This is a genomic window from Comamonas sp. GW821-FHT11H03 (assembly GCF_058807955.1).
Map to the genome: position 1 here is coordinate 224,491 of NZ_JBXARF010000006.1, position 10,298 is coordinate 234,788.

Consider the following 10,298-nt stretch of genomic DNA (forward strand, 5'->3'; position numbering starts at 1 on the left):
ACCTCTTATGGTTAAACCGTCAAGGTGACGGTAGATGATGGTTGAATCTGCTCGGAAGTCTGGCCGAAGCGGCGCTCACGACCGCCAAACACGGCAATGGCCTCGTCAAGAGCCGCCTCGTCGAAGTCAGGCCACAGGGCATTGCTGAAAAACAGCTCTGTATAAGCAGCCTGCCAGAGCAGGAAATTGCTGATTCGAGTTTCACCGCCGGTGCGGATCATGAGATCAGGATCCGGCACATGGGCCAAGGCCATGGCTCTGTCCAGATTCTCGGGAGTCAGCTCCAACCCCTGGGCCACCAGCCTCTGTGCAGCCTGGGCAATATCCCAGCGGCCACCGTAGTTGAAGCAGACGTTGAGAACCAGACGCGTGTTGTGGGCGGTGATGCGCTCGGCCTCTGCCAAACCCTCCCGAACCTTGTCGCTCAGCCCCTGGCGGTCGCCAACAAAGTACAGGCGCACGCCGTCGCGGCTGAGTTGAGCAACTTCCTTGGCCAGGGCATTGGCCAGCAGACTCATGAGGCCCGAGACCTCTTCCTGTGGTCGGTTCCAGTTCTCGGAGGAAAACGCAAACACCGTGAGCACCTGCACGCCACGCTCGACGCAGGCGCGAGCGCAGCGGCGCAGGGACTCTACACCCTGCTTGTGACCAGCAAGACGTGGAAGCAGACGGCGTTTGGCCCACCGTCCGTTACCGTCCATGATGACGGCGATATGGCGCGGAACCGCGCCGTTTTTCTTGGATGTCAAAAGTACAAGTCCTTTGAAAAGACTCAGACCGCCATGATGTCCTGTTCCTTGGCCGCCACCAGCGTATCGATCTCGGCAATATGCTTGTCGGTGATCTTCTGGATTTCGGCTTCGGAGCGCTTCTGATCGTCTTCAGAGGCTTCCTTGTCCTTGACCAGCTTCTTCACGCCTTCGTTGGCATCGCGGCGCAGGTTGCGAACGGCAATCTTGGCGTTCTCGCCTTCGTTGCGCGCCAGCTTGGTCATTTCCCTGCGACGCTCTTCGCTCATGGGAGGCATAGGCACGCGAATCAGATCGCCCATGGAGGCGGGATTCAGGCCCAGATCGCTCTCGCGAATGGCCTTTTCCACCTTGGCAGCCATGTTCTTTTCCCAAGGCTGCACGCTGATCGTGCGGGCATCCAGCAAAGACACATTGGCCACCTGGGACAGAGGCACCATGGAGCCGTAGTACTCGACATGAATGGCATCCAGCAGCGCGGGATTCGCACGTCCGGTACGCACGCGGGCCAGGTTGTTCTTCAGAGCCTCGATGGACTGACCCATCTTGGTTTCGGTGTTCTTTTTGATTTCAGCGATCGTCATGTTCTTGTTCCTTTGCGGGCATGTGGCGGCAAAACGCTCAAGCGTACACCAGAGTGCCTTCGTCTTCACCCATGACCACTCGCTTAAGTGCGCCGGGCTTGACGATGGAGAACACGCGAATCGGCAGCTTCTGGTCGCGGCACAGGGCGAAAGCCGTTGCATCCATGATGCCCAGATTGCGCGAAATGGCCTCATCGAAAGCCAGCTTGTCGTAACGCGTGGCCGAAGGATCCTTGAGCGGGTCAGCCGTGTACACGCCATCCACCTTGGTGGCCTTGAGCACGACTTCGGCACCGATTTCAGCACCACGCAGTGCAGCGGCCGTGTCGGTGGTGAAGAAGGGATTGCCCGTACCGGCAGCAAACACCACGACCTTGCCCTCTTCCAGGTACTGCAGCGCCTTGGGACGCACATAGGGCTCGACCACCTGCTCGATAGCAATGGCGGACATCACGCGAGCCGTCAAACCCTGCTTGTCCATGGCATCTGCCAGAGCCAGCGCGTTCATCACCGTGGCCAGCATGCCCATATAGTCGGCAGTCGCACGGTCCATGCCGACCGAGCCGCCTGCCACGCCGCGGAAGATGTTGCCGCCGCCGATCACCACGGCAACCTGCACACCCACCTTGGTCACTTCCACGATCTCAGCCACCATGCGCTCGATGGTTGCACGGTTGATGCCGAACTGGTCATCTCCCATTAACGCCTCCCCCGACAGCTTGAGCAAGATGCGCTTGTGGGCTGGAATGGCGTTGGACATGGTGTTTCTCCGATGGAAGTTGAATGAGTATGAAAACGGGAGGGGAATAAATCAATCGCGGCTCTAGGCCGCGATTGTTGCTAAGGCTTAGGTTTAAGCACCAGCCTTGGCTGCTGCCACCTGGGCAGCCACTTCAGCGGCGAAGTCGTCAGTCTTCTTCTCAATGCCTTCACCCACGACATACATCGTGAACGCCTTCACATTGGTGTTGGCAGCCTTGAGCATCTGAGCCACGGTTTGCTTGCCGTCAGCAGCCTTCACAAAGACCTGGTCAGCCAGGGACACTTCCTTCAGGTACTTCTGCACGGAGCCTTCAACCATCTTGGAAACGATGTCAGCAGGCTTGCCCGATTCGGCTGCCTTGCCTTCGGCCACAGCGCGTTCCTTGGCGATCAGGTCAGCAGGCACGTCAGCGGAAGTCAGAGCCACGGGCTTCATGGCAGCCACGTGCATTGCCACGTCCTTGGCAGCAGCAGCGTCGCCGTCGAACTCGACCACCACGCCAATGCGGGTGCCGTGCACGTAGGCAGCCAAGCCAGCGCCGCTGAAAGCCTTGAAGCGACGGAAAGACATGTTTTCGCCGATCTTGCCGATCAGGCCCTTGCGCACATCTTCCAGAGTGGGGCCGTAGCCGTCTTGTTCGTAGGCCAGAGCGCCCAGAGCGTCCAGGTCAGCGGGGTTGTGCTCAGCGACCAGCTTGGCAGCGGCGTTAGCCATGGCCATGAAGCTGTCGTTCTTGGACACGAAGTCGGTTTCGCTGTTCACTTCGATCAGGCCGCCCTTGCCGCCGTCGATGAAAGCAGCCACAACGCCTTCAGCAGTCACGCGGGAAGCGGCCTTGCCAGCCTTGGTACCCAGCTTGACGCGCAGCAACTCTTCAGCCTTGGCCATATCGCCATCAGCTTCTGTCAGAGCCTTCTTGCATTCCATCATGGGGGCGTCGGTCTTGGCGCGCAGTTCAGCGACCATGCTTGCAGTAATTGCCATCGTATTTCTCCAGTATCAGTTCGATTCGTTACAGGATTCCGGCTAAAAAAACGGGGCTACCTAGAGCCCCGCTTTTTTTTCGCGATGCGGTCGCGCAGCCGGACTTCGCTTAGGCGGCGGACGCTTCCACTTCCACGAATTCGTCGCCGTTGTCACCAGCAGCAGCCTTCACCACGTCGTTCAGACGGGCTTCACGGCCTTCCAGGATCGCGTCAGCGATACCGCGGGCGTACAGCTCGACTGCCTTGGCGGAGTCGTCGTTACCGGGGATCACGTAGTCGATACCTTCGGGGTTGTGGTTGGTGTCAACCACGCCGACCAGAGGAATGCCCAGCTTCTTGGCTTCAGCGATAGCGATCTTGTGGAAGCCCACGTCGATCACGAAAATGGCGTCGGGCAGACCGTTCATATCCTGAATGCCGCCGATGTCCTTTTCCAGCTTTTCCAGTTCGCGAACGAACATCAGCTGTTCCTTCTTGGACATGGATTCCAGACCAGCTTCTTGCTGAGCCTTCATATCCTTCAGACGCTTGATGGAGGTCTTGACGGTCTTGAAGTTGGTCAGCATGCCGCCCAGCCAGCGCTGGTCAACGAAGGGCACGCCAGCGCGCTTGGCTTCTTCGGCCACCAGCTCACGGGCCTGACGCTTTGTACCCACCATCAGGATGGTGCCGCCGTTAGCAGTCAGCTGCTTGGCGAACTTCTGGGCTTCCTGGAACATCGGCAGGGACTTTTCCAGGTTGATGATGTGGATCTTGTTGCGGGCACCGAAGATGAACGGAGCCATCTTGGGATTCCAGAAACGAGTTTGGTGACCGAAGTGGACGCCGGCTTCCAGCATCTCGCGCATTGTTACTGCCATGTTAATTACCTCAAAGGTTGGGTCTAAAATCCGGCCCAACGATTGCAGCCGCCTTGAAAAAAGCGATCGCAACACCTTGAATAGGCCGGTTTGCTATTTGCCTTGCCGACTTAAAAGCAATTGCTGCAACACGCAAAACGCCATCGCATCAATCACCTTCAGAGCTTTTCAAGTCAATCCTCACGGACTAACCCTTAGCAAAGCCGCAAAATTTTAGCACACTGCCATGCAACTCGACCTCAGTCACGTCGCTCTTGAGATCCGCGAAGGCCGCCAAAGCGCCACAAACCTCATGCAAATGAGCATCGCTGCCGCGCGAAGCCCCTTGTGCGCCAACGTTTTCAGCCAGACTTTTTTTGACGAGGCACGCTGGGCTGCTGCAGAAACACCGTCCACTACGCCCCTGGCCGGCCTGGCCATCTCGGTCAAGGATCTGTTCGACACGCAAGGCACGCGCAGCGCCGCCAGCTCCCTGGTGCTGCAGGATGCGCCCGTCGCCCGGGCAGACGCCACCGCTGTTGCCCGCCTGCGCGCGGCAGGCGCGGCCATCATCGGCCGCACCCATATGGTCGAGTTCGCTTTTTCCGGCGTGGGCGTGAACCCGCATTTCGGCACCCCGGCCGCACTGGATGCCCGCCACCCCGCCAACCCTCAGCTGGCGCCCACATGGCCGGCACGCATTCCCGGTGGCTCCTCGTCAGGAGCGGCCGTTTCCGTCGCCAGCGGCGCGGCCTGGGCAGCCCTGGGCTCGGACACCGGCGGCTCCATCCGCATTCCCGCTGCGCTCAACGGCCTGGTTGGCTTCAAAAGCACTGCCAGACTGGTCCCCACCGAAGGGACAGTGCCTCTATCGCCCACACTGGATACCGCTTGTGCCATCACCCGCAGCGTGCGCGACGCCGTGCTGCTGCACGAGATTCTGGCCGGGCGCGAAGTCGCCAAGGACGAACGTAGCCTGAGCCAGTGGCGCCTGGCTGTGCCGCGCCCCCTCTTCTTCGAGCAGATCGAACCTGCCGTGCGCAGCGCCTTCGAACGCAGCATCGCCAAGCTCCAGGCCGACGGCGCACAGATCGAGTGGATTGACTTGCCCGAGCTGGAGGAGCTGGACGGCATCAACATCATCGGCGGTTTCTCGCCCACCGAAAGCTATGCCTGGCACCGGCGCCATCTGCAGGATCCCGCCAAAGCCGCGCTCTACGATCCCCGGGTGCGCTCGCGCATAGAGCGCGGCGCGAGCATGAGCGCTGCCGACTATCTGGACCTGCTGGCCGCGCGCAAGCACTGGATTACCAGGATGGAGAGCGCCCTGGCCAGCTATGACGCCCTGCTCTCGCCCACCACACCGATCACAGCCCCCACGACTGCATCCGTCGCCCCGGCCAACGGGATCGACGCCGCAGCCGACCTCAAGCGTGACGAAGAATTCTTCCGCGTCAACAGCCTGCTGCTGCGCAATACCAGCGTGATCAATATGCTGGACGGCTGCGCCCTGTCACTGCCGTGCCACAACCCGAACGAACTCCCCATGGGTCTGATGATCTGGCATGCCGCCCTGCACGACGATGCCATCCTGAATATCAGCGCGGGCATCGAAGCCGTGCTCAATCGCGACTGACTCCCATTTTTGTAGCTATGACCGCTTATGGCTATTGGTCAACAAGGCAAAAATCATCAAAACCCACAAATGCGCGGCCGGAGGCTATCCTCGGACCATGCTGCGCATTTCCCCCACCGACACCCCGCCCGCCTCCATTTCCGCTGGTCAAGGCTGGCCGCTGTTCAGCACCGCCGCCACGCGGCAGATCGAGAAGGCTTGCGCCGACCGCCTGCCACCTCACGCACTGATGGAGCGCGCAGGCCTTGCCATCGCCAAACTGGCAATGGCAATAGCCCCGCACGCACAACGCATCTGGATTGCCTGCGGCCCTGGCAACAACGGCGGCGACGGCTTCGAGGCGGCGGCGCAGCTCAGGACCATGCTGCCCCATGCGCAAATCATGGTCAGCGAAGTGCGCGCACCTGCCGAACTTCCGTCCGATGCGCAGATTTCCCGCAATACAGCCCTGCAGGCTGGCGTGCAATGGCTCAATGACGCCCCCACCGACCTGGGACCACAAGACCTATGCGTCGACGCGCTGCTGGGCATAGGACTGAGCCCGCGCACTTCTGACAAGACCTCGACTGCCGATCAGCGCCTGCTGCAGTTGCTGACCCAGGTTCAGCATTGCACCTGCAACGTACTCTGTGTAGACATTGCTTCAGGCCTCGATGCCGATACCGGTCAATATCCGAGGGAATTCGCGCCCGGCCCTATCGCCGCCGACCAACGGCGCCACACGCTTGCCTTGCTGACCCTGCAGCCCGGCCTGTTCACCGGCCAGGGCCGCGATGCCTGCGGACAAATCTGGTGGGACGACCTGAGCTGCGGCATTGCCAGCGCTCCCGACGCACCAAACTCGCCCAGCCCAGCCGCTGCAGCACAGCCCAAAGCGCATCTGAGCAACCCAGCAGGCCTTGCCTCCTCAAGAGCACGCCCGCACGCCAGTCACAAAGGCAGTTTTGGCGATGTGGCCGTGCTCGGTGGCGAAGGCCTGGGCTTGCGCGGCCTGTCGATGACGGGCGCAGCCTGGCTGGCGGCACTGGCTGCACTGCACGCCGGTGCCGGCCGCGTCATGCTGGCCTTGCTGGACGAGCAATCACCGCAAGGCGTTGCGCCCTGGCCGGAAATCATGTTGCGCCGGCCCGCCGCGCAGGACTGGAGCCAGGCCACCGTGGTCTGCGGATGCGGTGGCGGCGAAGCCGTGCAGGCCTGGTTGCCTCACATACTGGCACAAGCACCACGACTGGTGCTGGATGCCGACGCACTCAACGCCGTTGCGGCCAGCCCCGCACTGGCACAGCAACTGAGCCAGCGCGCCGCACACCAGCAAACCACGGTGTTGACGCCCCACCCGCTGGAGGCCGCGCGCCTGCTGCAAACCAGTACTGCTCAAGTACAAGCCAACCGCCTTCAATCCTGCCTGCAGCTTGCCAGCAAATTTCAGTGCACGGTGCTGCTCAAGGGATCCGGCACGGTCACTGCCAATTCGCAGCAGCAAGCCTGGATCAATACCAGCGGCAATGCCCGACTGGCCACGGGCGGCACCGGCGATGTGCTTGCCGGATTGATAGCGGCGCTATGGGCACAGGGTCAAAGTGCCGATATGGCAGCGACTCAGGCCGCATTCCGCCATGGCCACATTGCCGATTGCTGGCCTGATGAACGCCCATTCAGCGCCAGTGCACTGGCTGTGCGTCTAGGCAATCAATAAACCACCAAAAACAAAGGCCTTGCCATTATCTGACAAGGCCTTTCAGCTCTTGATAGGAGAGCAATCAGCGCTCAGTCTTGCGCCTGCTGGTCTTGCTTGCCGGCGCAGCCTTGGCACCTGCCGCAGGCTGGGCCGCAGCCTTTACGACTTTGGAAGCCGACTTCGCCACAGGCTTCGCTGCGACCTTTGTTGCAGGCTTTGTTGCGGGCTTTGCGACCGACTTGGATTCGGGCTTGACCGCAGCCTTGGCAACAGAGATGGCCGGAGCAGCAGGCGCAAGCAGGGCTGCAACCTTTTTCCTGCCTGCCGCCTTGCGCGGCTTGGCTTGCTGCACCGCTGTGACGGGCTCCATCACAGGCTCAGGCTTAGGCGCTGCGTGCTCTTGTGCGTACTCTGCCTCCAGTGCGGCCAGATTCACGCTTTTCAGCATGGCTTTCTTGGCTGCCTTTCGTCCCTGCTTGGCGCGATCGGGCTCGGGAGCAGAAGCCGGACCTGCAGCGGCATTGCGCTGCGCACGATTTGCCTTGGCATCGCGGCGACTCCACTTGTCGGCATAGCCGCCCGCGCTGCGCTCGTCACGTGACTCGCGGCGACCACGCCCCTCATCCTTGGCTTGGCCACGTCCGCTGCGTGGTGTTTGCACCAAGCCATCCTCGCCATCGCGCACAAGGCGGAAGTCGATGCGACGTCCATCCAGATCCACGCGACTGACCTGCACCCGCACTCGCGCGCCAATGCCGTAGCGCACACCCGAGCGCTCGCCACGCAACTCCTGGCGCGCCTCATCAAAACGGAAATAGTCACCGCCCAGCTCGGTGATATGCACCAAGCCTTCCACATACATGGCATCCAGCGTCACAAAGACTCCGAAAGTGGTCACCGAAGAAACCACGCCGGAAAATTCTTCGCCCAGATGCTCGCGCATGTATTTGCACTTGAGCCACGCCTCCACATCGCGGCTGGCCTCGTCAGCGCGGCGCTCGTTGGCACTGCAGTGCAGGCCGGCAGCCTCCCATGCCTGAAATTCCTTGGCCGCCGCGCGCTTGCGCGGCTTTTGCCCCGGCTCGACCACACGCGAGGCCAGGCGTTTGGCCATCTTCGCTTCGGCCTCACCCGGCGTCGGCAGGCTGGGCAGCTTGTAGTGCGTGCCGTTCAGCTCAGCCTTGATCACGCGGTGCACCAGCAAGTCGGGATAGCGACGAATCGGGCTGGTGAAGTGCGTATAGGCCTCAAAGGCCAAACCGAAGTGACCCGAGCCCTCCGGCGTATAGAAGGCCTGCATCATGGAGCGCAGCAGCATGGTGTGAATCTGCTGCGAGTCCGGCCGGTCCTTGGTGGCATTGGCAATCTGCTGGAACTCCTTGGTCGAAGGGTTCTCGCTGATGCTCATGCTCACGCCCATGGCCTTGAGGTAGTTGCGCAGGATCTCCTGCTTTTCCAGCGAAGGCTTGTCGTGGACGCGGAACAGGCCAAGCTGCCCGCTCTGGTCGATGAAATCTGCGCTGCAGACATTGGCCGCCAGCATGGCCTCTTCAATCAGCTTGTGCGCATCGTTACGGGTGCGCGGCACGATCTTTTCTATGCGACCGTTGTCGTCGCAGACGATCTGCGTCTCGGTCGTCTCAAAGTCCACGGCACCACGCGCCTCGCGGGCCTTCAGCAGAGACTGGAAGACACCATACAGATTCAGCAGGTCCTGCACGCGATCCTTGCGCTTGGCCGCTTCTGGGCCACGCGTATTGGCCAGGATTGCAGCCACCTCGGTATAGGTGAAGCGCGCATGGCTGTGCATCACTGCCGGGTAGAACTGATAGGCGTGAATCTCGCCTTGCGCCGTGATCAGCATGTCACAGACCATGCACAGCCGATCGACGTCGGGGTTCAGCGAGCACAGTCCGTTGCTGAGCTTTTCCGGCAGCATGGGAATCACGCGACGCGGAAAGTACACGCTGGTGGCGCGGTCGTAGGCATCCACATCAATGGCGCTGCCCGTGGTCACATAGTGACTCACGTCAGCAATCGCCACCAGCAGGCGCCAACCCTTGCTGCGCCCCACCTTGGCAGGCTCGCAATACACGGCATCGTCAAAGTCGCGCGCGTCTTCGCCATCAATGGTGACCAGCGGAATATCGGTCAGATCGATGCGGTGCTTGTAGTCTGCGGGTCGGACTTTTTCGGGCAGCGCCTTGGCTTGCTCGAGACAGGCGTCGGAGAAGATATGCGGCACGCCATACTTGCGCACCGCAATCTCGATCTCCATGCCGGGGTCATCCACTTCGCCCAGCACCTCGATGATGCGGCCCACAGGCTGGCCGAACAGCGCCGGCGCCTCCGTCAGCTCCACAACCACCACCTGCCCCGGCTTGGCAGCGCCTGTGGCGTTGGAAGGAATCAAAACATCCTGACCGTAGCGTTTGTCTTCAGGGGCCACAAGCCAGACACCGCTTTCCTGCAAAAAGCGACCAATGATGGGCTGATCGGGACGCTCCACGATTTCCACCACACGCCCTTCGGGGCGACCGCGATGATCATGACGGGCAATGCGCACCTGGACCCTGTCCTTGTGCAGCACGGCACGCATTTCATTGGGGGGAAGGTAGATGTCACGCTCACCATCGTCGCGGACGACAAAGCCATGACCGTCGCGATGGCCCTGCACAGTGCCCAAAATTTCTTCGTTCATATCGGCAACTTTTGCGCGAGGGTTCATTTTTTTGATATACAATCTATGTCTTTCCTGAGATGCCCAGGTGGCGGAATTGGTAGACGCACTAGTTTCAGGTACTAGCGGGTAACTCCGTGGAGGTTCGAGTCCTCTCCTGGGCACCAAGTTTAACGACAACCTGCAAGGGTTGAAACAAACTTGGAAAACATTCCCCAAAAGGGATGCTTTCAAGCCAAGCGGCATCTTAGAGAATTTGAAGATTCGGATTGAACGCAAGAAAATGCATTACAATACGAAGCTTCCCTGAAAGCCCAGGTGGCGGAATTGGTAGACGCACTAGTTTCAGGTACTAGCGGGTAACTCCGTGGAGGTTCGAGTCC

General features: G+C 60.7%; 8 protein-coding genes and 1 tRNA gene. 3 read left to right on the forward strand and 6 right to left on the reverse strand.

Annotated features, from left to right (window positions below; genetic code table 11):
- Positions 1-11: 11 nt before the first annotated feature.
- From uppS to rpsB, 5 genes are all read right to left on the reverse strand, one after another.
- Positions 12-749, reverse strand: a complete 738-nt coding sequence (gene uppS / locus AC1RTQ_RS15300) for a polyprenyl diphosphate synthase (RefSeq protein ID WP_087081904.1) — start codon at positions 747-749, stop codon at positions 12-14.
- 23 nt (positions 750-772) lie between these two features.
- Positions 773-1,333, reverse strand: a complete 561-nt coding sequence (gene frr / locus AC1RTQ_RS15305; RefSeq protein ID WP_302089907.1) for a ribosome recycling factor — start codon at positions 1,331-1,333, stop codon at positions 773-775.
- A 37-nt stretch (positions 1,334-1,370) separates the two neighbouring features.
- Positions 1,371-2,093, reverse strand: a complete 723-nt coding sequence (gene pyrH, locus AC1RTQ_RS15310; RefSeq protein ID WP_302089906.1) for a UMP kinase — start codon at positions 2,091-2,093, stop codon at positions 1,371-1,373.
- 93 nt (positions 2,094-2,186) lie between these two features.
- Positions 2,187-3,080 (reverse strand): translation elongation factor Ts, encoded by an 894-nt coding sequence (gene tsf / locus AC1RTQ_RS15315; protein ID WP_302089905.1) that lies wholly within the window; start codon positions 3,078-3,080, stop codon positions 2,187-2,189.
- A 109-nt stretch (positions 3,081-3,189) separates the two neighbouring features.
- Positions 3,190-3,942, reverse strand: coding sequence for a 30S ribosomal protein S2 (rpsB, locus tag AC1RTQ_RS15320; protein WP_034367375.1), 753 nt, complete (start codon positions 3,940-3,942; stop codon positions 3,190-3,192).
- Between the two features lie 226 nt (positions 3,943-4,168).
- On the opposite strand from rpsB, the gene AC1RTQ_RS15325 reads away from it, so the two are divergent.
- A complete protein-coding gene (locus AC1RTQ_RS15325) occupies positions 4,169-5,557 on the forward strand; it encodes an amidase (protein ID WP_492876954.1) in 1,389 nt (462 codons plus the stop codon).
- Positions 5,558-5,654: 97 nt separating this feature from the next.
- The gene (locus tag AC1RTQ_RS15330) at positions 5,655-7,253 is read left to right on the forward strand and encodes an NAD(P)H-hydrate dehydratase (RefSeq protein ID WP_492876956.1); all 1,599 of its coding nucleotides are present in this window, start codon (positions 5,655-5,657) and stop codon (positions 7,251-7,253) included.
- 64 nt (positions 7,254-7,317) lie between these two features.
- Here the strand turns inward: AC1RTQ_RS15330 and rnr are convergent, their stop codons facing one another.
- Positions 7,318-9,963 carry a ribonuclease R gene (gene rnr / locus AC1RTQ_RS15335; protein WP_492876958.1) on the reverse strand — a complete coding sequence of 882 codons (2,646 nt, stop codon included), beginning with the start codon at positions 9,961-9,963 and terminating at the stop codon, positions 7,318-7,320.
- Positions 9,964-9,997: 34 nt separating this feature from the next.
- Here rnr and AC1RTQ_RS15340 point away from each other — a divergent pair.
- A tRNA-Leu gene (locus AC1RTQ_RS15340) sits at positions 9,998-10,082 on the forward strand.
- The last annotated feature ends 216 nt before the right edge of the window (positions 10,083-10,298 follow it).

What these genes read in the sequence shown, in the direction of transcription:
- frr (WP_302089907.1), bottom strand. Translation starts at nt 1,333, where the DNA reads ATGACGATCGCTGAAATCAAAAAGAACACCGAAACCAAGATGGGTCAG.
- pyrH (WP_302089906.1), bottom strand. Translation starts at nt 2,093, where the DNA reads ATGTCCAACGCCATTCCAGCCCACAAGCGCATCTTGCTCAAGCTGTCG.
- tsf (WP_302089905.1), bottom strand. Translation starts at nt 3,080, where the DNA reads ATGGCAATTACTGCAAGCATGGTCGCTGAACTGCGCGCCAAGACCGAC.
- rpsB (WP_034367375.1), bottom strand. Translation starts at nt 3,942, where the DNA reads ATGGCAGTAACAATGCGCGAGATGCTGGAAGCCGGCGTCCACTTCGGT.
- AC1RTQ_RS15325 (WP_492876954.1), top strand. Translation starts at nt 4,169, where the DNA reads ATGCAACTCGACCTCAGTCACGTCGCTCTTGAGATCCGCGAAGGCCGC.
- AC1RTQ_RS15330 (WP_492876956.1), top strand. Translation starts at nt 5,655, where the DNA reads ATGCTGCGCATTTCCCCCACCGACACCCCGCCCGCCTCCATTTCCGCT.
- rnr (WP_492876958.1), bottom strand. Translation starts at nt 9,963, where the DNA reads ATGAACCCTCGCGCAAAAGTTGCCGATATGAACGAAGAAATTTTGGGC.